The organism is Ramlibacter sp. MAHUQ-53, from assembly GCF_052600055.1.
This window is the reverse complement of record NZ_JBQWTS010000001.1, coordinates 56,174-80,350: the sequence shown is the minus strand read 5'-3', so window position 1 is coordinate 80,350 and position 24,177 is coordinate 56,174. Positions and strand designations below refer to the sequence as shown.

21 protein-coding genes and 1 tRNA gene are annotated in these 24,177 nt (G+C 69.4%); 17 read left to right on the top strand and 5 right to left on the bottom strand.

What is annotated here, in order from left to right:
* The first annotated feature begins 23 nt into the window (after positions 1-23).
* The 4 genes from ACT80S_RS00360 (at position 24) to ACT80S_RS00345 (ending at position 2,017) form a co-directional block, all read left to right on the top strand.
* Complete coding sequence (locus ACT80S_RS00360; RefSeq protein WP_377412591.1) at positions 24-350, top strand: integration host factor subunit alpha; 327 nt, start codon at positions 24-26, stop codon at positions 348-350.
* Positions 351-435: 85 nt separating this feature from the next.
* Positions 436-918: a MerR family transcriptional regulator gene (locus ACT80S_RS00355; RefSeq protein ID WP_377411308.1), complete on the top strand. Its 483-nt coding sequence runs from the start codon at positions 436-438 to the stop codon at positions 916-918.
* A gap of 46 nt (positions 919-964) precedes the next feature.
* Positions 965-1,041: transfer RNA gene (locus tag ACT80S_RS00350), tRNA-Pro, on the top strand.
* Between the two features lie 115 nt (positions 1,042-1,156).
* On the top strand, positions 1,157-2,017 hold the full coding sequence (locus tag ACT80S_RS00345; protein WP_377411305.1) for a response regulator: 861 nt from the start codon (positions 1,157-1,159) through the stop codon (positions 2,015-2,017).
* Between the two features lie 15 nt (positions 2,018-2,032).
* Here ACT80S_RS00345 and ACT80S_RS00340 read toward each other — a convergent pair whose 3' ends face one another.
* Together ACT80S_RS00340 and ACT80S_RS00335 are read right to left on the bottom strand one after the other, a co-directional pair.
* Entirely contained in the window at positions 2,033-2,578 is a 546-nt protein-coding gene (locus tag ACT80S_RS00340; protein ID WP_377411303.1) for an NUDIX hydrolase, read from the bottom strand.
* Positions 2,579-2,637: 59 nt separating this feature from the next.
* On the bottom strand, positions 2,638-3,339 hold the full coding sequence (locus tag ACT80S_RS00335) for a fumarylacetoacetate hydrolase family protein (protein ID WP_377411300.1): 702 nt from the start codon (positions 3,337-3,339) through the stop codon (positions 2,638-2,640).
* Positions 3,340-3,510: 171 nt separating this feature from the next.
* On the opposite strand from ACT80S_RS00335, the gene ACT80S_RS00330 reads away from it, so the two are divergent.
* The 3 genes from ACT80S_RS00330 to pgeF are packed head-to-tail and all read left to right on the top strand — an operon-like array spanning position 3,511 to position 5,603.
* Positions 3,511-4,185: an OmpA family protein gene (locus ACT80S_RS00330; RefSeq protein ID WP_377411297.1), complete on the top strand. Its 675-nt coding sequence runs from the start codon at positions 3,511-3,513 to the stop codon at positions 4,183-4,185.
* Positions 4,186-4,215: 30 nt separating this feature from the next.
* The gene (gene maiA, locus ACT80S_RS00325) at positions 4,216-4,857 is read left to right on the top strand and encodes a maleylacetoacetate isomerase (RefSeq protein ID WP_377411293.1); all 642 of its coding nucleotides are present in this window, start codon (positions 4,216-4,218) and stop codon (positions 4,855-4,857) included.
* Positions 4,854-5,603 (top strand): peptidoglycan editing factor PgeF, encoded by a 750-nt coding sequence (gene pgeF, locus ACT80S_RS00320; RefSeq protein ID WP_377411290.1) that lies wholly within the window; start codon positions 4,854-4,856, stop codon positions 5,601-5,603. Before maiA ends, pgeF begins: the two co-directional genes overlap by 4 nt.
* Here pgeF and ACT80S_RS00315 read toward each other — a convergent pair.
* Positions 5,535-5,831, bottom strand: a complete 297-nt coding sequence (locus ACT80S_RS00315) for a hypothetical protein (RefSeq protein ID WP_377411288.1) — start codon at positions 5,829-5,831, stop codon at positions 5,535-5,537. The two genes, pgeF and ACT80S_RS00315, sit on opposite strands and share 69 nt — an antisense overlap.
* An 87-nt stretch (positions 5,832-5,918) precedes the next feature.
* Here ACT80S_RS00315 and phaC point away from each other — a divergent pair, with 87 nt between their 5' ends.
* The 3 genes from phaC to phbB all read left to right on the top strand — a co-directional run bounded on the left by phaC (position 5,919) and on the right by phbB (position 9,671).
* Positions 5,919-7,616 carry a class I poly(R)-hydroxyalkanoic acid synthase gene (phaC, locus tag ACT80S_RS00310; protein WP_377411285.1) on the top strand — a complete coding sequence of 566 codons (1,698 nt, stop codon included), beginning with the start codon at positions 5,919-5,921 and terminating at the stop codon, positions 7,614-7,616.
* Positions 7,617-7,665: 49 nt separating this feature from the next.
* Positions 7,666-8,847 carry an acetyl-CoA C-acetyltransferase gene (locus ACT80S_RS00305; RefSeq protein WP_377411282.1) on the top strand — a complete coding sequence of 394 codons (1,182 nt, stop codon included), beginning with the start codon at positions 7,666-7,668 and terminating at the stop codon, positions 8,845-8,847.
* Between the two features lie 86 nt (positions 8,848-8,933).
* Positions 8,934-9,671, top strand: coding sequence for an acetoacetyl-CoA reductase (phbB, locus tag ACT80S_RS00300; protein WP_377411279.1), 738 nt, complete (start codon positions 8,934-8,936; stop codon positions 9,669-9,671).
* Positions 9,672-9,696: 25 nt separating this feature from the next.
* Here phbB and ACT80S_RS00295 read toward each other — a convergent pair whose 3' ends face one another.
* Positions 9,697-10,104 (bottom strand): hypothetical protein, encoded by a 408-nt coding sequence (locus tag ACT80S_RS00295; protein ID WP_377411276.1) that lies wholly within the window; start codon positions 10,102-10,104, stop codon positions 9,697-9,699.
* Positions 10,105-10,239: 135 nt separating this feature from the next.
* On the opposite strand from ACT80S_RS00295, the gene dusA reads away from it, so the two are divergent.
* The 3 genes from dusA (at position 10,240) to ACT80S_RS00280 (ending at position 16,567) form a co-directional block, all read left to right on the top strand.
* On the top strand, positions 10,240-11,235 hold the full coding sequence (dusA, locus tag ACT80S_RS00290; RefSeq protein ID WP_377411273.1) for a tRNA dihydrouridine(20/20a) synthase DusA: 996 nt from the start codon (positions 10,240-10,242) through the stop codon (positions 11,233-11,235).
* Between the two features lie 212 nt (positions 11,236-11,447).
* Positions 11,448-15,623 carry a response regulator gene (locus tag ACT80S_RS00285; protein WP_377411269.1) on the top strand — a complete coding sequence of 1,392 codons (4,176 nt, stop codon included), beginning with the start codon at positions 11,448-11,450 and terminating at the stop codon, positions 15,621-15,623.
* Entirely contained in the window at positions 15,620-16,567 is a 948-nt protein-coding gene (locus ACT80S_RS00280) for a diguanylate cyclase (RefSeq protein WP_377411266.1), read from the top strand. Before ACT80S_RS00285 ends, ACT80S_RS00280 begins: the two co-directional genes overlap by 4 nt.
* Before the next feature lie 66 nt (positions 16,568-16,633).
* Here ACT80S_RS00280 and ACT80S_RS00275 read toward each other — a convergent pair whose 3' ends face one another.
* A complete protein-coding gene (locus tag ACT80S_RS00275; protein WP_377411263.1) occupies positions 16,634-17,269 on the bottom strand; it encodes a GntR family transcriptional regulator in 636 nt (211 codons plus the stop codon).
* 94 nt (positions 17,270-17,363) lie between these two features.
* Between ACT80S_RS00275 and scpA the strand changes: the two genes are divergently transcribed.
* From scpA to ACT80S_RS00255, 4 genes are all read left to right on the top strand, one after another.
* The gene (gene scpA, locus ACT80S_RS00270; RefSeq protein WP_377411260.1) at positions 17,364-19,517 is read left to right on the top strand and encodes a methylmalonyl-CoA mutase; all 2,154 of its coding nucleotides are present in this window, start codon (positions 17,364-17,366) and stop codon (positions 19,515-19,517) included.
* A gap of 5 nt (positions 19,518-19,522) precedes the next feature.
* Positions 19,523-20,536, top strand: a complete 1,014-nt coding sequence (gene meaB / locus ACT80S_RS00265; protein WP_377411257.1) for a methylmalonyl Co-A mutase-associated GTPase MeaB — start codon at positions 19,523-19,525, stop codon at positions 20,534-20,536.
* 146 nt (positions 20,537-20,682) lie between these two features.
* Positions 20,683-22,101 (top strand): acyl-CoA carboxylase subunit beta, encoded by a 1,419-nt coding sequence (locus ACT80S_RS00260; protein ID WP_377412589.1) that lies wholly within the window; start codon positions 20,683-20,685, stop codon positions 22,099-22,101.
* A 20-nt stretch (positions 22,102-22,121) separates the two neighbouring features.
* Positions 22,122-24,170, top strand: a complete 2,049-nt coding sequence (locus ACT80S_RS00255) for an acetyl-CoA carboxylase biotin carboxylase subunit (RefSeq protein ID WP_377411254.1) — start codon at positions 22,122-22,124, stop codon at positions 24,168-24,170.
* Positions 24,171-24,177 lie beyond the last annotated feature (7 nt).

The following is a 24,177-nucleotide window of genomic DNA, read 5'->3' as shown; positions in this document are numbered from 1 at the left end:
CGCCCGAGGGCGGCGAGGACCCGATGGAATTCGCCGCCATGAGCCTGGAGACGCCGGCGCTGACGAAGGCGCAGCTGGCGGAGATGCTGTTCGAGCAGATCGGCCTGAACAAGCGCGAGTCCAAGGACATGATCGACGCCTTCTTCGACCTGGTGGCGGACAGCCTGGTCCAGGGCAACGACGTGAAGATCTCGGGTTTCGGCAACTTCCAGATCCGCACCAAGGCACCGCGACCCGGGCGCAACCCGCGCACCGGCGAGCCGATCCCGATCGAGGCGCGCCGCGTGGTCACCTTCCATGCGAGCCACAAGCTCAAGGAAATGATCCAGGGCAACGGCGCCGAGGAATAAATCGCGTCATGGCGCGTGGCGCCGCTTCCGGCGCCTGCGCAGTTGGAGTAACCTTGCAGGTTTCGCCTGGACAGCCTTGATTTCAATGGAGAAACCCCTGCCGCACATTCCCGCCAAGCGCTACTTCACGATCGGTGAAGTGAGCGAGTTGTGCGGCGTGAAGCCGCACGTGCTGCGGTACTGGGAGCAGGAGTTCACGCAGCTGCGCCCGATGAAGCGGCGCGGCAACCGCCGCTACTACCAGCACCACGAGGTGCTGATGATCCGCCGCATCCGCGACCTGCTGTATGACCAGGGCTTCACCATCAGCGGCGCGCGCAACAAGCTGCAGGAGATTGTGCAGGTCGAGCGTGACCGCCGCCGCGCGGGCGAGGTCCTGCCCGATGGCGCTCAGCCCATCGAAGTCGTCGAGGCCGCGGAGGCCGATGGCGGCGAGCCCGCGCAACCCATCTCGATCGACGCAGCCCAGGCGCTCGATGCCGCTTCGCGCGACGTCGCGGCCCTGAACCTGCTGCAGGTGCGTCGCGAGCTGTTCGAGATCCGCGATCTTTTATCGCCTTCTCACTGATCAACCTCGGGAAAGCGTGATTTTCACGCTATACTGCGAGGCTTGTCGGCGTGTAGCGCAGCCTGGTAGCGCACTTGCATGGGGTGCAAGGGGTCGCGAGTTCGAATCCCGCCACGCCGACCATTCTTTGAACGGGCCAGCCTCCCAAGGGCTGGCCCGTTTTCTTTGTGCAGTGTCGTGACTATGATGGGCCGCAGGGGCGGCCGCACGGGACGCCCCGAGTTCTCCCGGGGCCCGCATGACCCTCACGTCGCCCGTTCCCGCCGCTGCCACCGTGCTGGTGGTGGACGACAGTCCCATCAACCTCGGCGTGGTGGGCAACCTGCTGGCGCCCCACTACCGGGTGCAGGTGGCCGGCTCCGGCGCCGGCGCGCTGCAGGTGCTGCGCGAGGCCCCCGCGCCCGACCTGATCCTGCTGGACATCATGATGCCGGACCTGGACGGCTACGAGGTCATGGCGCGCCTGCGCACCGAGCCGCGCTGCCGCGCCATCCCCGTGATCTTCCTCACCGCCATGGACGCGCCGAGTGACGAGGAGCGCGGCCTGGCCCTCGGGGCGGTCGACTACATCACCAAGCCCGTGTCGCCGGCCATCCTCCTGGCCCGCGTGCGCACGCACCTGGAACTCAAGCGGGCACGTGACCGCCTCAGCGGCGAGAACGCCACGCTGGAGGGGGAGGTGGCGCGGCGCGTGGCCGCCAGCGAGCCTTCGCGGCACCGCAGGCGCATCGCGCTGTATGTCGAGACGCTGGCGCGCCTGGCGCACAACGACCCTCGGCTGGCGCCGCAGCTCGTGGGCCTGAACCACTTGCGGCTCGCGCAGGAGTTCGCGCGCTGGCGCGACGAGCGATGGGATGGCAGCGGCTACCCCGAGGGGCTGCAGGGCGAGCAGATCCCGCTGTCGGCGAGGCTGGTCACGGTGGCCGAGGTGTTCGATCTGCTCACGGGCGAGCACGCGCGCACCGCGCGCCTCGCGCCGGCGCAGGTGCGTGAGCGCATCGAGGCCAATCGCGGCCGGCACCTGGACCCGAACCTGGCCGACGTGCTGCTCGCGCACTTCGACAAGTTCATGTCGATCGCGGACCAGACGCGGGAGTAGGGGGCGCGCCCGCGCTCAGTCGATGATGTCGACGGTGTGCACCGCGTGCACGCCGCGGCGGCGGTCGTCGAAGTAGCGCACCAGCGTCTCGCGCACCGTGCGGAAAGCCAGCTCGGGCCAGGGGATCTCGTCCTCGGTGAACAGGCGGGCCTCGAGGGTCTCGGGGCCCGGCTCGAACCGGTCGCTCAGGAGCCGCGCGCGGAAGAACAGGTGCACCTGGCCCACGTGCGGGATGCTCACCACCGAGAGCAGGTCCTCCATCTCGAACTGTGCACCGGCCTCTTCGTCGGTCTCGCGGGCCGCGCCCTGGGCCGCGGTCTCGCCCAGCTCCATGAAGCCGGCCGGCAGGGTCCACTTGCCCCAGCGCGGCTCGATGTTCCGGCGGCAAAGCAGGATGCGCTCGCCGAAGTAGGGCAGGGTGCCCACGACGTTCAGCGGGTTCTCGTAGTGGATGGTGGTGCAGGCCGGGCAGACCGCGCGCTCGCGCGTGTCGCCGTCGTCCGGCAGGCGGTAGACGACCGGGGTGCCGCAGTTGCGGCAATGCTTGATCGGGCTGCGCATGCGTGAAGTGTAGGGGCGCGGGCAAGCCCCTCGCAGGGGCCGGCCCGCACCGGATGGGATCAGGCCGCGCGGACCTCGACCTTCAGCGGCACCAGGCCGTCGACATGGCCTTCCATGGTGTCGCCCGCGACCACCGCGGCCACGCCCTCGGGCGTGCCGGTGTAGATCAGGTCGCCGGGTTGCAGGTCCCAGCCGGCGGACAGGTGCTCGAGGGTCTCGGCGATGTTCCAGATCAGCTTGGACACGTGGCTGGTCTGGCGCACCTGGCCGTTGACCTTGAGCCAGATCGCGGCGTTGTGGATGTCACCGGCCTCGGCCACCGGGGTGATGGGGCCGATCGGGCTGGAGTGGTCGAAGGCCTTGCCGATCTCCCAGGGGCGGCCCTGCTTCTTCATCTCGTTCTGGATGTCGCGGCGAGTCATGTCCAGGCCCACGGCGTAGCCGTAGATGTGCGAGAGGGCGTCGGCGGCCTTGATGTTGCGGCCGCCCTTGCCGATGGCCGCGACCAGCTCGATCTCGTGGTGGAAGTTGGCGGTGAGGCGGGGGTAGGGGATGGCGCCGGTCTGTCCGGCGTCGACCACCACCACCGCGTCGGCGGGCTTCATGAAGAAGAAGGGCGGCTCGCGGCCGGTGAAGCCCATCTCCTTGGCGTGTTCCTCGTAGTTGCGGCCGACGCAGTACACGCGGGCCACGGGGAACCGTTCGCTGCGGCCCACGACGGGCACCGACACGACGGCGGGAGGCGGAAACACAAAGCTCATGGAGGCCTTTCTCGCGGATCTCGAAGGTTGGAAAAGTGGAAATAGCGCAGGCCGTATTGGACCCTAAACGGGGGCCGCCCCGAGTCACCCGGCGGACTGGCCGTTGTCCTACACCCGGCCCGCCTGCCGGCCGGGTTGAATCCGGTCATGCACCTGCCTGAAAGGACCGCCATGAACCGACTCTCCTTCCCGTCCCGCGCCGCCTTGCCTTCGGCCCTGTGCGCCGCGCTCGTCCTGGCCGGATGCGCCGGCATGGATCCCGGGGCCATGTCGCCGGCGCAGCGCAACACCGCCATCGGCGCCGGCGTGGGCGCAGTGGCGGGCGCGGCCATCGGCGGCAACACCCGCGGCGCCGTGATCGGCGCCGGCGTGGGCGCCCTCGGCGGCTATGTCTGGTCGCAGCACATGGAGCAGCGCCGCCAGGCCATGGAGCGTGCCACTATGGGCAGCGGCGTCTCGGTCGCCCAGACTCCGGACAACCAGCTGAAGCTGAACATCCCCAGCGACATCTCCTTCGACACCGGCCGCTCCGACATCAAGGCCAACCTGCGCCCCATCCTCGACGAGTTCGCCCGCGGCCTGCAGGGCCAGGCCAACACCGAGGTGCGCATCATCGGCCACACCGACAGCACCGGCGGCGACGCCTTCAACGAGCGCCTGTCGGTGCAGCGGGCCGAGGCCGCGCGGGACTACCTGGTGGCGCGCGGCGTCAACCCGCGGCAGGTCCAGGTGGCCGGGCGCGGCGAACGCGAGCCGGTCGCGGACAACGGCACCGAGGCCGGTCGCGCGCGCAACCGGCGGGTCGAGATTTTCCTGGGCGAGCGCGCCAGCACCGCGGCGCGCTGACCGGGGCGGCTGGCGGTTTATGCTCGCGGCATGAAGCTGTACAACTACTACCGTTCCTCCGCCTCCTTCCGCGTCCGCATCGCGCTGGCGCTCAAGGGCCTGTCGTACGACTACCTGCCGGTGCACCTGGCGCGCGGCGACCACAAGCTGCCCGAGTACCAGTCCGTCTCGCCGACCGGCCTGGTGCCTTCCCTGGTCACCGACGACGGCCAGGTGCTGGGCCAGTCCATGGCCATCATGGAGTACCTGGACGAGACCCACCCGAACCCGCCGCTGCTGCCCGCCGACGCGCTGGGCCGCGCCCGGGTCCGCGCGCTGGCACAGCTGATCGCCTGCGAGATCCACCCGCTGAACAACCTGCGCGTGCTCAAGTACCTGGTCAAGGACCTCAAGGTCAGCGACGACGACAAGAACACCTGGTACCGCCACTGGGTGCGCGTGGGTCTCGAGGCCTTCGAGCGGGAGCTGGCGCAGCTGCCGGCCGGCACCTACTGCTATGGCGATACGCCCACCCTGGCCGACTGCGTACTGGTTCCGCAGATCTTCAACGGCATGCGCTTCGACGTGAACTTCGACGGCCTGCCCCGCACCATGGCGGCCTTCGAAGCCTGCATGAAGCTGGAGGCGTTCCAGAAGTCGCAGCCCTCGGCCTGTCCCGACAACGAGGCGTGACCTCGCCCCTGCTGCTCCCCGACTGGCCCGCCCCCGCGGGGGTGCGGGCCCTGTGCAGCACCCGCCTGGGCGGGGTCTCGCGGCCGCCCTGGGACAGCTTCAACCTCGGTGACCACGTGGGCGACGACCCCGCCGCGGTCGCCGCCAACCGCGCGGCGTGGGCGCGCCACCTGGGCGCGCGGCCCGTCTTCCTGAACCAGGTCCATGGCACCCACACGGTGCGCCTGGACGCCGCCACCGCGGACGGCACCGTGGCCGACGCCTGCGTGGCCGACACCCCCGGCGTGGCCTGCACCATCATGGTGGCCGACTGCCTGCCCGTGCTCCTGTGCGACACGCGCGGGACCCGGGTGGGCGCCGCCCATGCCGGCTGGCGCGGTCTGGCGGGGCAGGGCGGCACCGGAGTGATCGAGTCTCTGGCCGCGGCCTTCGACCCGGCGCACACGCTGGCCTGGCTGGGTCCGTGCATCGGCCCGCGCGCCTTCGAGGTGGGGCCTGAGGTGAAGGCGGCGTTCGAGTCCGTCGACGCCGCAGCGGGCACGCTGTTTGCGTGTCAGGGCCATGGCAAATGGCTGGCAGACCTCCCGGGCCTGGCGCGCCGCCGCCTCGCGGCCCTGGGCATCACCCGCATCCACGGCAACGACGGCAGCGACGGCTGGTGCACCGTCACCGCGGCATCACGGTTCTTTTCGCACCGGCGTGACCGCGTCAGCGGGCGCCTGGCCGCCAGTGTCTGGCTGGCCTGAGGCCGCGGCCTGTGAGGCCCTCCAGGCGGCCAGCTCGGCCGCTTCCTTCTCCTTGAGCTTGCGCTTGCGGGCCGGCGTCCCGAGCAGGTACACGAGCAGGCCCGTTGGCACGAGACCGTAAAGAACGAAGGTCACAATGGCTCCGAGCAGTGATCCGTTGGCGGCGGTTGCTTCCGCAACCGACATCATCAGGGCCACGTAGAGCCAGCCGATGGCGACGAGGTACATGCGCGGGCCGGGCTGAGTTTGGTTGGTGTAAGGAACTGGCGGATACTGCCGTGACCCGCTCGAGGAACGAACAAGGAGACTGACGCGATGAATTTTCATGCAGACTGGGCCCAGGCGGCCAGCCAGTTCCAGCAAAACCTCGGCGAGGGCTGGAAGAAGGCCCTGGAGTCCTTCCAGGCCATGGGCGGCGGCGCGGTGCCGGCCGGCCAGGCCCTGCCGGCCCTGCACTTTGCCCCCGACAAGCTGATGGAGCTGCAGAAGGCCTACCTGCGCGAGGCCAGCGAGCTGTGGAACCAGGGCATGCAGGTCCACCCCGGTGCGGCCGACCGCCGCTTCTCCGGCGAGGCCTGGGCGCAGAACCCGGTCTCCGCCTTCTCCGCCGCCGTCTACCTGCTCAATGCCCGCACCCTGCTGGGTCTGGTCGAGGCGGCGCAGGCCGACGAAAAGACCAAGGCGCGGTTGCGCTTCGCCATCGAGCAGTGGCTTGCGGCCTCCGCGCCGAGCAATTTCATGGCCCTGAACGCGGAAGCCCAGAAGAAGGCCATCGAGACCCAGGGCGAGTCGATCGCCCGCGGCGTCCAGAACCTGTGGAAGGACATCCAGCAGGGCCACCTTTCGATGACCGACGAAAGCCACTTCGAGGTGGGCGTGAACGTCGCCACCACGGAGGGGGCGGTGGTCTACGAGAACGCGCTGTTCCAGCTGATCGAATACAAGCCGCTTACCGCCAAGGTCTACGAGCGACCCTTCCTCGTGGTGCCGCCGTGCATCAACAAGTTCTATATCCTGGACCTGCAGCCGGAGAACTCCTTCGTGCGCCACCTCGTGGCCGAGGGCCACCGCACCTTCGTGGTGAGCTGGCGCAACCCCGACGAGTCCCTGAAGAACACCACCTGGGACGACTACATCGCCGAGGGCGCGATCCGCGCCATCGAGACCGTGCGCGAGATCGCCGGCGCCAAGGACATCAACGCCCTGGGCTTCTGCGTGGGCGGCACCATCCTGGGCACCGCGCTGTCGGTGCTGGCCGCGCGCGGCGAGAAGCCGGTCCACTCGGTCACCCTGCTGACCACGCTGCTGGACTTCAGCAACACCGGCATCCTCGACCTGTTCATCGACGAGCACTTCGTGAAGTACCGCGAGATGCAGATGGGGAAGGGCGGCCTCCTCAAGGGCCAGGAACTGGCCTCGACCTTCAGCTTCCTGCGTCCCAACGACCTGGTCTGGAACTACGTCGTGGGCAACTACCTCAAGGGCGAGACCCCGCCGCCCTTCGACCTCCTCTACTGGAACAGCGACTCCACCAACCTGCCGGGCCCGATGTACGCCTGGTACCTGCGCAACACCTACTTCGAGAACAACCTGGCCAAGCCGGGCAAGGCGGTGGTGTGCGGCCAGAAGGTCGACCTTCGCAAGGTCGACATCCCGGCCTACATCTACGGCTCGCGCGAGGACCATATCGTTCCCATCGAGGGCGCTTATGCGAGCGTGAACCAGCTCGGAGGCAAGCTGCGCTTCGTCATGGGCGCCTCGGGCCACATCGCCGGCGTGATCAACCCGCCCGCCAAGAAGAAGCGCTCCTACTGGACGAACGACAAGCTGCCCAAGGGCTACGAGGACTGGCTCGCCGCCGCCAAGGAGCACCCCGGCAGCTGGTGGACCGACTGGTACGCCTGGCTCAAGCCGCTGGCGGGCAAGCAGGTCCCGGCGCCCAAGGCCTATGGCCGCGGCCCGTACAAGGCCATCGAGCCGGCCCCCGGCCGCTACGTGAAGGCCCGGGCCTGAGGCCCTTCCCGATTTCCCTACCCGCACCCCAAAGACTGGAGACTCTCCAATGGAAGACATCGTCATCGTCTCGGCGGCCCGCACCGCCGTGGGCAAGTTCGGCGGCTCGCTCGCCAAGGTCGCCGCGACCGACCTCGGCGCTGCCGTGATCCGCGAGGCGCTGGCCCGCGCCAAGGTCGATCCCGCCCAGGTGGGCGAGGTCATCATGGGCCAGGTGCTCGCCGCCGGCGTCGGCCAGAACCCGGCGCGCCAGGCCCTGATGAAGGCCGGCCTGCCCAAGGAGATCCCGGCGCTGACCATCAACGCCGTGTGCGGCTCGGGCCTGAAGTCCGTGATGCTGGCGGCCCAGGCCATCGCCTACGGCGACTCGGAGATCGTCGTCGCCGGCGGCCAGGAGAACATGAGCGCCTCGCCGCATGTGCTGCTCGGCTCGCGTGACGGCCAGCGCATGGGCGACTGGAAGATGGTCGACACGATGATCGTCGACGGCCTGTGGGACGTCTACAACCAGTACCACATGGGCATCACCGCCGAGAACGTGGCCAAGGCCCACGGCATCACCCGCGAGATGCAGGACGCCCTGGCGCTGGCCAGCCAGCAGAAGGCCGCCGCCGCGCAGGCCGCGGGCAAGTTCGCCGACGAGATCGTCGGCATCAGCATTCCCCAGCGCAAGGGCGACCCGCTGGTGTTCGCCTCCGACGAGTTCATCAACACCAAGACCAATGCCGAGGCCCTGGCGGGCCTGCGACCGGCCTTCGACAAGGCCGGCTCGGTGACCGCGGGCAACGCCTCGGGCATCAACGACGGCGCCGCCGCGGTGGTGGTCATGAGCGCGAAGAAGGCCGCCGCCCTGGGCCTCAAGCCGCTGGCGCGCATCGCCGCCTTCGGCACCTCGGGCCTGGACCCGGCCACCATGGGCATGGGCCCGGTGCCGGCCTCCCGCAAGGCGCTGCAGCGCGCCGGCTGGAACGTGCAGGACGTCGACCTGTTCGAGCTGAACGAAGCTTTCGCGGCCCAGGCCTGCGCGGTGAACAAGGAGCTGGGCATCGACCCCGCCAAGGTCAACGTCAACGGCGGCGCCATCGCCATCGGCCACCCGATCGGCGCCTCCGGCTGCCGCATCCTGGTCACGCTGCTGCACGAGATGCAGCGCCGCGAAGCGAAGAAGGGCCTCGCCGCGCTGTGCATCGGCGGCGGCATGGGGGTTTCCCTCGCTGTCGAACGAGCCTGAACCGCGTACAAGAACCAGGTGTCCCGCACGTGATTGCGCGGGACACGAAACCAGATCAACGAGGCGACATCGCCAGGAGAACACAAGTGAGCCAGAAAGTTGCATACGTCACCGGGGGCATGGGTGGCATCGGTACCGCGATCTGCCAGCGCCTGCACCGTGAAGGCTTCAAGGTCATCGCCGGCTGCGGCCCGACCCGCGATCACGCCAAGTGGCTCGCCGAACAGAAGGAGAAGGGCTACACGTTCCATGCCTCCGTGGGCAACGTGAGCGACTGGAACTCCACCACCGAGGCCTTTGCCAAGGCCAAGGCCGAACACGGCCCGATCGACGTGCTCGTCAACAACGCCGGCATCACCCGCGACCGCATGTTCGTCAAGATGACCCGCGAGGACTGGGACGCGGTGATCGACACCAACCTGAACTCCATGTTCAATGTGACCAAGCAGGTCGTGGGCGACATGGTCGACCGGGGCTGGGGCCGCATCGTCAACATCTCCTCGGTCAACGGCGAGAAGGGCCAGGCCGGCCAGACCAACTACTCCGCCGCCAAGGCCGGCATGCACGGTTTCACCATGGCCCTGGCGCAGGAGCTGGCCAGCAAGGGCGTGACGGTCAATACCGTCAGCCCCGGCTACATCGGCACCGACATGGTCAAGGCCATCCGCCAGGACGTCCTGGACAAGATCGTCGGCACCATCCCCGTCAAGCGCCTGGGCCAGCCGGAGGAGATCGCCTCCATCATCGCCTGGATCGCGTCCGAGGACGGCGGCTACTCCACCGGCGCGGACTTCTCCGTCAACGGCGGCCTGCACATGGGCTGATCCCCGGTCGGGGACCGGAGGCCGCTCAGGTCTCCAGGTCCTCGATCACCAGGTGCCGGTACCTTTCCGCGAAGGTCACCGGCATCCCCTTCACCGCCTGCAGCACGCACTCGCACTGCTGCGTCTTCGGCGCGTGGACCAGCAACCCCCATTCGCCCTTCGCGGCATGCTGCGCCAGCTGGCGCACCACGCCGGCCTCGCTGCCCGGCGAGGGAAACGGGATGTCGGCCGAGCCGATGGTCTGCGCGATCGGGCCGAGGATGGTGTCCGGCCCCAGCAACGAGATCTCGTCGCCCGGGATGCCGGCATGGGTGATGGCCGTGGCGGCCTGGCGGGCCTCATCCTGGCCCGGCAGCATCAGGACCACATGGCCGGTGGGGTAGAACACGCCGCGCATCGTGAGCATGTGGGCGTCGAGGTGGAAGGGTTTCATGGGCGCTCCTGGTCGACGGGGCCCCGGTGATGACCGGACAACCGGCCCCAGGGCATTGATGCCGCGGGCCCGGGGCGGGTTCGTCGGCCACCCCGCCCGGCCCCTGTAGGACGCGGACCGCGTAAAGTTCGGTCCGTGCATTCACTCCCTGAGACCCCGAACCGCTGGCGACTGAGCGTCGCGCCCATGCTGGACTGGACCGACCGGCATTGCCGCTATTTCCACCGCCTGCTGACCCGGCATGCGCTGTTGTACTCCGAAATGGTGACCACCGGGGCCCTGGTCCACGGCGACCAGCACCGCCACCTGGACTTCAACCCCGAGGAACACCCCGTCGCCCTGCAACTGGGCGGCAGCGAGCCCGCCGACCTGGCCGTCGCGGCCCGCCTGGGCGAGCGCTGGGGCTACGACGAGATCAACCTGAACTGCGGCTGCCCCAGCGAGCGGGTGCAGCGCGGCGCCTTCGGCGCCTGCCTGATGGCCGAGCCGCGCACCGTGGCCGATGGCGTCAAGGCCATGCGGGACGCCGTGTCCCTCCCGGTCACCGTCAAGCACCGCATCGGCATCGACCGCACCGAGAACTACCAGTTCGTGCGCGATTTCGTCGGCACGGTGGCCGAGGCCGGCTGCAGCGTCTTCATCGTGCATGCGCGCAACGCCTGGCTGCAGGGGCTGAGCCCCAAGGAGAACCGGGAAGTGCCGCCGCTGCGCTACGACGTGGTGCACCGCCTCAAGCATGATTTCCCGAACCTGGTGATCGCCGTCAATGGCGGCATCCGCGAGGCGTCCCAGGTCCACCAGCACCTGCGCCTGCTCGATGGCGTGATGGTGGGCCGCGAGGCGTACCACAACCCCTGGTTCCTGGCCTCGTGGGACGGCGACTTCTTCGGCGCGCCCGATCGCGGGCTGACCCGCGAGGGGGTGGAGGAGGCGATGGTGGCCTACATGGAGCGCGAGGCCGCGGCGCGCGGCACGCCCTGGTATGCCATCGCCCGCCACATGCTGGGCCTGTACAACGGCCTGCCGGGCGCGCGGCGCTGGCGGCAGGTGTGGAGCGACCACCGCCTGAAGTCGCTGCCGGCGCGCGAGGTCATGGCGCTGGCCCGCCGCCGCGAGGCGGCGCCGGCCTGAACGACCGGTGCTGCCGCCCGGAGCACCTCCGCCCAAGGCCCGCGCAAGCGGGCCTTTTTCATTAGCGGACCAATTTGATAACCATTGCCATTACTACTTTGAAAGTTTCTGCAAGGAAGCTGTCTCAAATTGTGTTTTTTCTATGCCTAATGGTGGATAAGGTGATTCCTAATCTCGCTGCAAAATCAAACTTTCCCCCATAGTTGGTCAGCTTGAACAATACTTCGCTCAAGACGCGCCTCACGCTCTTCACCTTGCTGGTGTTCCTGGTGGGCATCTGGTCGCTCACCTTCCTCGTCAGCCGCATCCTGCGCGAGGACATGAGCGAGGTGCTCGGGCGGGAGCAGTTTTCGGTGGTGAGCATCCTGGCCGGATTCATCGAGGGCGAAGTGTCGACTCGGATCCAGGTGGTCAGCAACACCGGGGCGCGGCTGCCGCCGGCGCTGATGTCCAAGCCCGAGGCGCTGACCCGCTACCTCGAGGACCGGCCGATCTACATGCGGCTGTTCAACTCCGGCATCTTCGTGACGGATGCCACAGGCGTGGCGATCGCCTCGCTGCCCGCCGGCGTCGGCCGCGTCGGCCAGAACTTCATGGACCGCGACTTCATCGCGGCCGCGCTGCGCGAGGGCAAGGTCATGGTCGGCAAGCCCGTCGCGGGCCGCCTGCAGCGCGGCGCGATCATCGGCATCGCCGCGCCGGTGCGCGACGCGAAGGGCGACGTGATCGGCGTGGTGGCCGGCATCACCAACCTGAGCCAGCCCAACTTCCTCGACGTGCTCACCAACACGCCCTATGGCAAGACCGGCGGCTTCCTGCTCACGAGTCCCGCGGACTACCTGGTGATCACCGCCACCGACAAGAGTCGGGTCATGACCGAGCTGCCGAAGGTGGCGGGCGACAGGCTGATGCAGCGGTTCCGCGACGGCATCGAAGGCTACGGGGTCGGCCTCAACCCGCTGGGGGTGGAGCGCATCGCCGCCGCCAAGAACATCCCCTCGCTGAAGTGGCAGGTGGTCGGCTCGATGCCGACGGCCGAGGGGTTTGAGCCGATCCGCCAGATGGAGCGGCACATGCAGCTGCTGGCGCTGGCCCTGAGCGTGCTGGCCGGCGGCCTGACCTGGTGGTGGCTGCGCCGCCAGTTCCAGCCCCTGTCGGGCGCGCTGCGCTCGCTGGAGGAGATGACCTCGCAGGGCGGCCAGCTCGAGCCGCTGCCGGTGGCGCGCAACGACGAGGTCGGCGGCCTGATCCGCGGCTTCAACGGCCTGCTCGAGGTGGTCCAGCGGCAGAAGCTCAGTCTCGCCGAGGAGCGCGAGAAACTGGGCAACATCATCAGCGGCACCGGCGCCGGCACCTGGGTGCTGGACCTGGACACCGGCGAGGCCGAGATCAACGAGCGCTGGGCCGGGATGCTGGGCTACACCGCGGACGAACTGCGCCCGGTGACCGAGGCCACCTGGGCCGCCAACTGCCACCCCGACGACCACGCCGCGGCCGCGGCGGCCCTGGCCCGCTACCTGGGCGGGGAGGGGGATGCGTTCGAGGCCACCACCCGCATGCGGCACCGCGACGGGCACTGGGTCTGGGTACAGACCCGCGCCAGCGTGACGCACCGAGGGCCCGACGGACGTCCCCTGCGCCTGTCCGGCCTCAACATCGACGTGAACCGCGCCAAGCAGGCCGAGGAGGCGGTCGCCCGCACCTCCGCCATGCTGGCTGCGGTGCTCGACTCGGCCTCCGGCGTGGCCATCATCGCGATCGGCGCCGACCGCCGCATCACCGTGTTCAACAAGGGCGCCGAGAACCTCCTGGGGTACAGCGCGCAGGAGGTGGTGGGCCTTGAACAGCCGCGCCTTTTCCTGGACCCGCAGGAGACCGCACGGCGCCTGGGCACCCAGGGTCTGGCCGGCGGACTTCCGCAGGAGATCCTGGACCGCAAGACCGAATGGACCCTGGTGCGCAAGGATGGCAGCCGGCTGCAGGCGGCCCTGTGGATCACGCGCCTGGTCGAGGCCGGTGGCCAGCAGGTGGGCTACCTCGGCGTGGGCTACGACATCAGCCAGGAGAAACGCTACGAGCAGTCCCTGATCGAGGCCAAGCAGCAGGCGGAGGCGGCCACCGAGGCCAAGAGCCGGTTCCTGTCGAACATGAGCCACGAGATCCGCACGCCCATGAACGCCATCCTGGGCCTGCTGCAGCTGCTCCAGACCACCCCGCTCACTGCCCGCCAGCTCGATTACGCCGCCAAGACCGAGGGCGCGGCGCGCTCGCTGCTGGGGCTGATCAACGACATCCTCGACCTGTCCAAGCTCGACGCCGACAAGATGTCGCTGGACCTGCAGCCGTTCCGCCTGGACACGCTGCTACGGGACCTGTCGGCCATCCTGTCCACCGGCGTCAACGACAAGCCGGTGGAGGTGCTGTTCGACATCGAGCCGCACACGCCCAAGGCCCTGGTCGGCGACCTGATGCGCCTCAAGCAGGTCCTGATCAACCTGGGCGGCAACGCCATCAAGTTCACCCTGGCCGGCACCGTGGTCCTCCAGATCCGGGTGGTGGCGCGCACCGCGCAGGAGACCACGCTGCGCTTCGCGGTGATCGACACCGGCATCGGCATCGCGCCCGGGCAGCTCGAACGCATCTTCGAGGGCTTCTCGCAGGCCGAGTCGTCGACCACGCGGCGTTTCGGCGGCACCGGCCTGGGCCTGAGCATCAGCCGGCAGCTGGTCAAGCTCATGGGCGGCACGCTCGCCGTCGACAGCGTGCAGGGCCAGGGCAGCACCTTCGGCTTCACCGTCACCCTGGCCAACGCCGAGCCGCCGCTCGAGGAGCTGGCGGCGCTGGCGGCCGCGGCGGTGGCGCCGATGTCGGTGCTGGTGGTGGACGACAACGCGCTGGCGCGCGACATCCTCACCGGCATCGTCTCCTCCTGGGGCTGGGCGGTGGAGACCGCCTCCAGTGGCACCGAGGCGATCGCGCGGGTCACGGCGCGCGCGCAGCGCGGGCTGGCGCCCTACCAGGTGCTGCTGGTGGACTGGTACATGCCGCAGATGGACGGGTGGGCCACGCTGGAGGCGCTGCAGGCGCTGTACCCGGCCGATGCCGCGCCGCTGTCCATCATGGTCACCGCGCACGACAAGGACATGCTGCGCCGCCAGCAGGCCCATGCCCAGGCCCGCCTCGACGGCTACCTGGTCAAGCCGCTCACCGCCTCGATGCTGTACGACGCGGTGATGGAGGCCAAGGCCACGCGCGGCAACGCGCACGCGACGCGCCAGGCCGCCACCGGCAGCCAGGCGCTGGACGGCCTGCGCATCCTCCTCGTCGAGGACAACCCGATCAACCAGCAGGTGGCGCAGGAGCTGCTCGCCTCGCAGGGCGCGCAGGTGGAGGTGGCCGGCAACGGGCGGCTCGGCGTCGATGCCCTGCTCGCCGCGAAGGTGCCGTTCGACGTGGTGCTCATGGACCTGCAGATGCCCGAGATGGACGGCCTGGCCGCGACGCGCCTGATCCGCGAGACGCCGGCGCTGGCGGCCATCCCGGTGGTGGCGATGACGGCCAACGCCATGGCCTCCGACCGCGAGAAGTGCCTGGCCGCCGGCATGAACGACCACGTGGGCAAGCCCTTCGACCTGGCCGACCTGGTGCGGGTGCTGCTGCGGCATACCGGCCGCGACGGCGAGGCCGGCGAGGCGGGGCGGGCCGCGGTCGCCGTGGCGCCGGTCGTGCCTGCGGGCGCGCTCGACGCGGAGGGCGCGCTGCAACGCATGGACGGCCGGGCGGACCTGTACGGGCGGGTGCTGCATACCTTCCTGGACGAACTGGGGCGGTTCCCCGCCCAGCTCGACGCCGCGCTCGCGCAGGCGGACCGCCTGCCCGCGGTCCAGGCCCTGCACACGCTCAAGGGCCTGGCCGGCACGGTGGGCGCCGTGCACCTGGCCGATGTCGCCTGCCAGTGGGAGCAGCGCCTGAAGGACGCCAGCGCCGGTGTCGAGGCCGGCGTCGCCGCGGCCGTGGCGCTGCGCGAGGCGATCGACGCGGTGAGCGGCCCGGTGCGCCAGACCGCGCAACGCCTGGCGCCCGCGCCCGGGGCTGCCGCGGCCGCGCGCGCAGCCGGCGCGGAGCCGGTCGCCGTCGTCGCCGAGGAGGTGGACGCGGACCCCGAGGTGCGGGCCGGCCTGGCCGAACTGCGCGACCTGTTCGGGCGCGGCGACATGCGCGCCGTCGACCTCCACTCGCGCCTGCAGCAGCGCCTGGCGGGCCTCGGCGGCCAGGCCGGCACGGCCGCCAGGGAGCTGGAGCGTGCGGTGGCCGGCTTCGATTTCGTGGAGGCCCGCGCGCAGTGCGAGATCCTCGCCGGCCTGCTGTCCGACCGGGGGCGCGCATGACGACGCTGCCCGTCGCGACCGTGGCCTCCCCCCTGCCGCGCCTGCTCGTGGTGGACGACCAGGCGATCCACATCCAGGTGCTGCACCAGCTGTTCGCGCACGAATGCCGCGTCTTCGTCGCGACCTCGGGCGCGCGGGCGCTGGAGATCTGCCAGGAGGACCCGCCCGACCTGGTGCTGCTCGACGTGGTCATGCCGGGGCTGGACGGCTTCGAAGTCTGCCGCCGGCTCAAGGCCAACCCGGTCACCTGGGACGTGCCGGTCATCTTCCTGACCGCCTCGAGCAACCCGGACGAGGAAACGCTGGGCCTGGAGCTCGGCGCGGTGGACTTCATCAGCAAGCCGATCAACCCCGCGGTGGTGCGCGCACGCGTGCGCACCCAGCTCACGCTGAAGCGCCAGACCGACAGCATCCGCCAGCTCGCCTTCCTCGACGGGCTGACCGGCGTGTGCAACCGCCGCCAGTTCGACCAGCAGCTGCCGATCGAACTGGCGCGGGCCCAGCGCTCTCGCCAGCCCCTGCTGCTGGCGATGGTCGACATCGACCACTTCAAGCCCTTCAACGACCGCTATGGCCACCAGGCCGGCGACGACTGCCTGCGTGCGGTGAGCCAGTGCCTCAAGGCCGGCTTCCGCCGGCCGGCCGACCTGTTCGCCCGCTATGGCGGCGAGGAGTTCGTCTGCGTGCTGCCCGAGACGCCCTTCGACCCGGGGCTGGCGCTGCTGCGGGAACAGGAGCAGCGGGTGCGCGCGCTCGCCATCCCGAATGCCGGCTCGGTAGTGGCCGGCTGCGTGACCGTGAGCATCGGCGTCGCCGGCTGGGAGCCGGGCGATCCGCCGGACCCGGCGCGCCTGCTGCGGCGTGCCGACGAGGCGCTGTATGAAGCCAAGCGGGCAGGGCGGGGGCGGGTCTGCGCGGCGGCGGCCGAGGGCGCTGCGGCCTGACGCGGCGCGACCGCCGGGAGGCTGCCAGGGCGTTTGCCTGTCCGGGACGCCGCCCCGGGCCGGCGCTCAGCCCGCCGCCTCGAGGCCGTTGGCGAAGTGGGCCTGCATGCACTGCGTGGCCGCGGAGGCGTCGCGACGGGTGAGGGCGTCGACCACCGCGCGGTGCTCGGCCAGCGACTCCTGCACCCGGCCGGACTTGAACAGCGAGGCATGGCGATTGAGCTTCATCACCTTGCGCAGGTCGGCCACCACCTGGTTGCGCCAGCGGTTGCCGGCGATCTCCAGCAGCCGCATGTGGAAACGCTCGTTCACCGCGAAGAACTGCTCGCGGTCCCGGGCCGCCTTCTCCAGCTGCACGTGCAGCGCCTGCAGCTCGGCGAGCTGGGCGTCGGTGGCCCGCGTCGCCACCACGCCGGCGGCATCGCTTTCCAGCAGGGACAGCAGGTGGTAGACCTCACGCAGGTCCTGCTCGGAGACCTCGGTCACGTAGGCGCCGCGGCGCACCTTCATCGTCACCAGGCCCTCGGCGGCCAGCACCTTCAGCGCCTCGCGCAGGGGCGTGCGGCTGATGCCGAACTCCTCGGCGATCTTCACCTCGTCGATCCAGGCGCCGGGCTCGAGCTCGCGGCGGAAGATCCGCTGGCGCAGCAGTTCCGCCACCTCTTCGTAGAGGGCGCGGGGGGCGAGCGAGAGTGCAGACATGCGGCGATTCTAGTTGAAATTCTTCATTCATAATTATGAATAATCTTGTAAACTCCAAGGCTGTGTCCGGAACCACCCGTGGGAAGCCAACCCGATGAGCCAAGCACCTGAATTCCAGAATCCCGGCCTCGACGCCTGGGCCAAGGCCGCCGCCAAGTCCGCGCCCGGCGGCGACGTGAATGCCCTGAACTGGGTCACGCCCGACGGCATTTCCGTCAAGCCGCTGTACACCGCGGCCGACACGAAGGACCTGCCGCACGCCGATACGCTGCCCGGCTTCGCGCCCTTCATCCGCGGCCCGCAGGCCACCATGTACGCGGTGCGTCCCTGGACCATCCGCCAGTACGCCGGCTTCTCCACCGCCGAGGAGTCCAACGCCTTCTACCGCAAGGCCCTGGCCGCCGGCGGGCAGGGCGTCTCGGTGGCGTTCGACCTGGCCACCCACCGCGGCTACGACAGCGACCACCCGCGCGTGACCGGCGACGTCGGCAAGGCCGGCGTGGCCATCGACAGCGTCGAGGACATGAAGGTGCTTTTCGACGGCATCCCGCTGGACAAGGTGTCGGTCTCAATGACGATGAACGGCGCGGTGCTGCCGGTGCTGGCCGGCTACATCGTGGCGGCCGAGGAGCAGGGCGTGCCGCAGGACAAGCTCTCGGGGACCATCCAGAACGACATCCTCAAGGAGTTCATGGTCCGCAACACCTACATCTACCCGCCGGAGCCGTCGATGAAGATCATCGGCGACATCATCGAGTACACGGCCAAGAACATGCCGAAGTTCAACTCGATCTCGATCTCCGGCTACCACATGCAGGAGGCGGGGGCCAACCAGGCCCTGGAACTCGCGTTCACCTTGGCCGACGGCAAGGAGTACGTGAAGACCGCGCTGGCCAAGGGCCTGGACGTGGACGATTTCGCGGGCCGGCTGTCCTTCTTCTGGGCGGTGGGCATGAACTTCTACCTGGAGATCGCCAAGATGCGCGCGGCCCGCCTGCTGTGGTGCCGCATCATGACCGGCTTCAACGCCAGGAACCCCAAGAGCCTGATGCTGCGCACGCACTCGCAGACCTCGGGCTGGTCGCTCACCGAGCAGGACCCGTACAACAACGTGGTGCGCACCACCATCGAGGCCATGGCCGCGGTGTTCGGCGGCACCCAGTCGCTGCACACCAACTCGTTCGACGAGGCCATCGCCCTGCCCACCGAGTTCTCCGCCCGCATCGCGCGCAACACGCAGCTGATCATCCAGGAGGAGACCCACATCACCAACGTGGTGGACCCCTGGGCCGGCAGCTACATGATGGAGACGCTGACGCAGCAGATGGCCGACGCCGCCTGGGAGATCATCGAGGAGGTCGAGGCCATGGGCGGCATGACCCGCGCGGTGGACTCGGGCTGGGCCAAGCTGAAGATCGAGGCCGCCGCCGCGGAGAAGCAGGCGCGCATCGACTCGGGCAAGGACGTCATCGTCGGCGTCAACAAGTACAAGCTGGCCAAGGAGGACCCGATCGAGATCCTCGAGGTCGACAACGTCAAGGTGCGCGAGCAGCAGATCGCCCGCCTCCAGGCCATCAAGGCCAGCCGAGACACCGCGAAGGTGGAACAGGCGCTGTCGAAGCTGACCGCCATCGCCGAGAGCGGCCAGGGCAACCTGCTGGCTGCCAGCGTCGAGGCGATCCGCCTGCGCGCCACCGTCGGCGAGGTGTCCGACGCGCTGGAGAAGGTCTTCGGGCGCCACCGCGCCGACACGCAGAAGGTGACCGGTGTGTATGCAGCCGCCTATGACTCCGCCGAGGGCTGGGACAAGCTCAAGGCCGAAATCGCCGAGTTCGCCGAGCAGCAGGGCCGCCGCCCGCGCGTGATGATCGCCAAGCTGGGCCAGGACGGCCACGACCGCGGCGCCAAGGTGGTGGCCACCGCCTACGCCGACCTCGGCTTCGACGTCGACATGGGCCCGCTGTTCCAGACCCCCGAGGAATGCGCCCGCCAGGCGATCGAGAACGACGTGCACGCGGTGGGCGTGTCCACCCTGGCCGCCGGCCACAAGACCCTGGTGCCGGCGATCATCGCCGAGCTGAAGAAGCAGGGCGCGGACGACATCATCGTCTTCGTCGGCGGCGTGATCCCCAAGCAGGACTACGAGTTCCTGTACGAGGCGGGCGTCAAGGGCATCTACGGCCCCGGCACCCCGATCCCGGCCAGCGCGAAGGACGTGCTGGAGCAGATCCGCAAGGCGCAGGGCTGAAGCCGATGACGCTGGCGCTGGTCGAGGGGGTGTTGAACGGCGAGGCCGTGCGGCAGCGCCGCGCCATCGCCAAGGCCATCACCCTGCTGGAGTCGACCCGGGCCGACCACCGTACCCAGGCCGACGAGCTCCTCACCGCGCTGCTGCCCCACACCGGAAGGTCCTTCCGACTCGGCATCTCCGGCGTGCCGGGCGTGGGCAAGAGCACTTTCATCGAGACCCTGGGCCTGGCGCTGATCGCGCGCGGCCACCGGGTCGCGGTGCTGGCGGTGGATCCTTCGAGCAGCGTCTCGGGCGGCTCCATCCTGGGCGACAAGACCCGGATGGAGCAGCTCTCGGTGCACCCCCAGGCCTACATCCGTCCCAGCCCCTCCAGCGGCACGCTGGGCGGCGTGGCCGAGAAGACCCGCGAGGCCATGCTGGTGTGCGAGGCCGCGGGCTACGACATCGTGATCGTCGAGACCGTGGGCGTGGGCCAGAGCGAGACGGCCGTGGCCAACATGACCGACATGTTCGTGCTGCTGCAGCTGCCCAATGCCGGCGACGACCTGCAGGCGATCAAGAAGGGCGTGATGGAGCTGGCCGACCTGGTCGTGATCAACAAGGCCGACATCGACCCCGACGCCGCCACCCGCGCCCAGGCGCAGATCACCAGCGCGCTGCGGCTCTTCACGCAGCATGGCCACGGCCATCCCCACGGCGTGGACCCCGCGCAGGCCCACTGGCAGCCCCAGGTGATGCAGATCAGCGCGCTCAAGGCGCTGGGCATCGACGCCTTCTGGAGCGCCATCACCCGCTACCGCGAGTTGTCCGCCGCCGACGGCTCGCTGGCCGCGCGCCGACGCCACCAGGCCCTGGCCTGGATGTGGGAGCGCATCGAGGCCGGCCTGAAGAACGAGTTCCGCCAGCATGCCGCCGTGAAGGCGCTGCTGCCCCAGGTGACCGCTGACGTGGAGGCCGGCCGCGTGCCGGCCTCGGCGGCTGCCCGCCAACTGCTGCAGGCCCGCCTGCAACCCTGACCCTTCCCCGAATCCCAACCCAGAGAGACGCCATGCAAGACATCCTCGACCAACTGGAGAAAAAGCGCGAAGCCGCCCGCCTCGGCGGTGGCCTCAAGCGCATCGAAGCCCAGCACAAGAAGGGCAAGCTCACCGCGCGCGAGCGCATCGAGCTGCTGCTCGACGAAGGCACCTTCGAGGAATGGGACATGTTCGTCGAGCACCGCTGCACCGACTTCGGCATGGCGGACAACAAGATCCCGGGCGACGGCGTGGTCACCGGCTACGGCATGATCAACGGCCGCCTGGTGTTCGTCTTCAGCCAGGACTTCACCGTCTTCGGCGGCGCGCTGTCCGAGGCCCATGCCGAGAAGATCTGCAAGGTGATGGACCAGGCGATGAAGGTGGGCGCCCCGGTGATCGGCCTGAACGACTCGGGCGGCGCGCGCATCCAGGAGGGCGTGGCCTCGCTGGGCGGCTATGCCGACGTGTTCCAGAAGAACGTGCTGGCCTCGGGCGTGGTGCCGCAGATCTCCATGATCATGGGGCCCAGCGCCGGCGGCGCGGTGTACTCGCCGGCCATGACCGACTTCATCTTCATGGTCAAGGACAGCTCCTACATGTTCGTGACCGGCCCCGAGGTGGTGAAGACGGTGACGCACGAGGAGGTGACCGCCGAGGAGCTGGGCGGCGCGCTGACCCACACCACCAAGAGCGGCGTGGCCGACCTGGCCTTCGAGAACGACGTGGAGGCGCTGCTGATGCTGCGCCGCCTGTACAACTACCTGCCCCTGAACAACCGCGAGAAGGCCCCGATCCGCCCGAGCAACGACCCGGCGGACCGCATGGACGCCTCGCTGGACACCCTGGTGCCGGACAACCCGAACAAGCCCTACGACATGAAGGAGCTGATCGCCAAGACGGTGGACGACGGCGACTTCTTCGAGCTGCAGCCCGACTACGCCAAGAACATCCTCATCGGCTTCGCCCGCATGGAGGGCCAGACCGTGGGCATCGTGGCCAACCAGCCGCTGGTGCTGGCCGGCTGCCTGGACATCAAGAGCTCGATCAAGGCCGCGCGCTTCGTGCGCTTCTGCGACGCCTTCAACATCCCGGTGGTGACCTTCGTCGACGTGCCCGGTTTCATGCCCGGCACCAGCCAGGAGTACGGCGGCATCATCAAGCACGGCGCCAAGCTGCTGTACGCCTACGCCGAGGCCACCGTGCCGAAGATCACCGTGATCACCCGCAAGGCCTACGGCGGCGCCTACGACGTGATGGCCTCCAAGCACCTGCGCGGCGACGTCAACTTCGCCTGGCCGAACGCCGAGATCGCGGTGATGGGCGCCAAGGGCGCGGTGGAGATCATCTTCCGCGAGGACAAGGGCGACCCGGCCAAGCTCGCCGCCCGCGAGGCCGAGTACAAGGCCCGCTTCGCCAACCCGTTCGTGGCCGGCGCACGCGGCTTCATCGACGACGTGATCCTGCCGCACGAGACCCGCAAGCGCATCTGCCGCTCGCTGGTGATGCTGCGTGACAAGAAGCTCGAGAACCCGTGGCGCAAGCACGGCAACATCCCCCTGTGAGGCCGCGAGGAGAGAAGAACATGTTCGACAAGATCCTGATCGCCAACCGCGGCGAAATCGCCTGCCGCGTCATCAAGACCGCCAAGAAGATGGGCATCAAGACGGTGGCCGTCTACTCCGACGCCGACCGCGACGCCCGCCACGTGCGCCTGGCCGACGAGGCCGTCCACATCGGCGCCGCTCCCAGCCGCGAGAGCTACCTGCAGGCCGACCGCATCATCGCCGCCTGCAAGCAGACCGGCGCGCAGGCCGTGCACCCGGGCTACGGCTTCCTCTCCGAGAACGAGGACTTCGCCCGACGCGTGGAGGAGGAGGGCATCGCCTTCATCGGCCCCAAGCACTACTCGATCGCCGCCATGGGCGACAAGATCGCCTCCAAGAAGCTGGCCCAGGAAGCCAAGGTCAGCACCATCCCCGGCTGGAACGACGCCATCGAGTCCGCCGAGCGCGCGGTGGAGATCGCCCGCGACATCGGCTACCCGGTGATGATCAAGGCCTCCGCCGGCGGCGGCGGCAAGGGCCTGCGCGTGGCCTTCAACGACAAGGAGGCGCTGGAAGGCTTCACCTCCTGCCGCAACGAGGCCCGCAACAGCTTCGGCGACGACCGCGTCTTCATCGAGAAGTACGTGCAGGAGCCGCGCCACATCGAGATCCAGGTGCTGGGCGACGCGCACGGCAACGTGGTCTACCTGAACGAGCGCGAGTGCTCGATCCAGCGCCGCCACCAGAAGGTGATCGAGGAGGCGCCGTCGCCCTTCATCTCCGACGCCACCCGCAAGGCCATGGGCGAGCAGGCCGTGGCCCTGGCCAAGGCGGTGAAGTACCAGAGCGCCGGCACGGTGGAATTCGTGGTGGGCAAGGACCAGGACTTCTACTTCCTGGAGATGAACACCCGCCTGCAGGTGGAGCACCCGGTGACCGAGTGCATCACCGGCCTGGACCTGGTGGAGCTGATGATCCGCGTGGCCGCCGGCGAGAAGCTGCCGATCACGCAGGCCGACGTCAAGCGCGAGGGCTGGGCCATCGAGTGCCGCATCAACGCCGAGGACCCGTTCCGCAACTTCCTGCCCTCCACCGGCCGCCTGGTGCGCTTCCAGCCGCCGCCGGAGAGCATGTGGGCCTCGGACACCGGGAACCGCTACGGCGTGCGAGTCGACACCGGCGTGGCCGAGGGCGGCGAGATCCCGATGTACTACGACTCGATGATCGCCAAGCTGATCGTGCACGGCAAGGACCGCGCCGAGGCGATCGCCAAGGCCCGTGAAGCCCTCAACGGCTTCGTGATCCGCGGCATCTCCAGCAACGTGCCGTTCCAGGCCGCGCTGCTGGCGCACCCGAAGTTCCAGACCGGCGAGTTCAACACCGGCTTCATCGCCGAGCACTACGCCAAGGGCTTCCGCGCCGAGGACGTCTCGCACGAGGAGCCGGCCTTCCTGCTGGCCCTGGCCGCCTACGTGAACCGCCGCTCGCTGGAGCGCTCGTCCGGCATCACCGGCCAGCTGCAGGGGCACGAGTTCAAGGTGGGCAGCGAGTTCGTCGTCGTCCAGATCGGCGCCGAGGGCAACCACCAGCGCCATGCGGCCTCGGTGTCGGGCTTCGACCTGGCGTCCGGCGCCTGCACCGTCGAGGTCGGCGGCCACCGCTACGAGATCGCCAGCAACTGGCACCTCGGCGGCGCCCGCATCCGCGGCACCGTCAACGGCAAGGCCTTCACCGCCCAGGTGGAGCGCAACCCGGCACGCAACCCGCTGGCCATCGCCATCAGCCACAACGGCACCCGTGTCGAGGCCATGGTGTTCACGCCGCGCACCGCCGAGCTGCATGCCCTGATGCCCTACAAGGCGCCGCCGGACATGAGCCGCTTCCTGCTCTCGCCGATGCCGGGCCTGCTGGTCGACATCGCGGTGCAGCCGGGGCAGAAGGTGCAGGCCGGCGAGCGCCTGGCGGTGATCGAGGCCATGAAGATGGAGAACGTGCTGTTCGCCGCCGCCGACGGCGTGGTCGGCAAGCTGCTCGCCGCCAAGGGCGAGTCGCTGGCCGTCGACCAGCCGATCCTCGAGTTCCAGTGAGGCCCGC

Coding starts and splice junctions, on each gene's coding strand:
- ACT80S_RS00360 (WP_377412591.1), top strand. CDS start 24: ATGGAATTCGCCGCCATGAGCCTGGAGACGCCGGCGCTGACGAAGGCG.
- ACT80S_RS00355 (WP_377411308.1), top strand. CDS start 436: ATGGAGAAACCCCTGCCGCACATTCCCGCCAAGCGCTACTTCACGATC.
- ACT80S_RS00345 (WP_377411305.1), top strand. CDS start 1,157: ATGACCCTCACGTCGCCCGTTCCCGCCGCTGCCACCGTGCTGGTGGTG.
- ACT80S_RS00340 (WP_377411303.1), bottom strand. CDS start 2,578: ATGCGCAGCCCGATCAAGCATTGCCGCAACTGCGGCACCCCGGTCGTC.
- ACT80S_RS00335 (WP_377411300.1), bottom strand. CDS start 3,339: ATGAGCTTTGTGTTTCCGCCTCCCGCCGTCGTGTCGGTGCCCGTCGTG.
- ACT80S_RS00330 (WP_377411297.1), top strand. CDS start 3,511: ATGAACCGACTCTCCTTCCCGTCCCGCGCCGCCTTGCCTTCGGCCCTG.
- maiA (WP_377411293.1), top strand. CDS start 4,216: ATGAAGCTGTACAACTACTACCGTTCCTCCGCCTCCTTCCGCGTCCGC.
- ACT80S_RS00315 (WP_377411288.1), bottom strand. CDS start 5,831: ATGTACCTCGTCGCCATCGGCTGGCTCTACGTGGCCCTGATGATGTCG.
- phaC (WP_377411285.1), top strand. CDS start 5,919: ATGAATTTTCATGCAGACTGGGCCCAGGCGGCCAGCCAGTTCCAGCAA.
- ACT80S_RS00305 (WP_377411282.1), top strand. CDS start 7,666: ATGGAAGACATCGTCATCGTCTCGGCGGCCCGCACCGCCGTGGGCAAG.
- ACT80S_RS00295 (WP_377411276.1), bottom strand. CDS start 10,104: ATGAAACCCTTCCACCTCGACGCCCACATGCTCACGATGCGCGGCGTG.
- ACT80S_RS00280 (WP_377411266.1), top strand. CDS start 15,620: ATGACGACGCTGCCCGTCGCGACCGTGGCCTCCCCCCTGCCGCGCCTG.
- ACT80S_RS00275 (WP_377411263.1), bottom strand. CDS start 17,269: ATGTCTGCACTCTCGCTCGCCCCCCGCGCCCTCTACGAAGAGGTGGCG.
- scpA (WP_377411260.1), top strand. CDS start 17,364: ATGAGCCAAGCACCTGAATTCCAGAATCCCGGCCTCGACGCCTGGGCC.
- meaB (WP_377411257.1), top strand. CDS start 19,523: ATGACGCTGGCGCTGGTCGAGGGGGTGTTGAACGGCGAGGCCGTGCGG.
- ACT80S_RS00255 (WP_377411254.1), top strand. CDS start 22,122: ATGTTCGACAAGATCCTGATCGCCAACCGCGGCGAAATCGCCTGCCGC.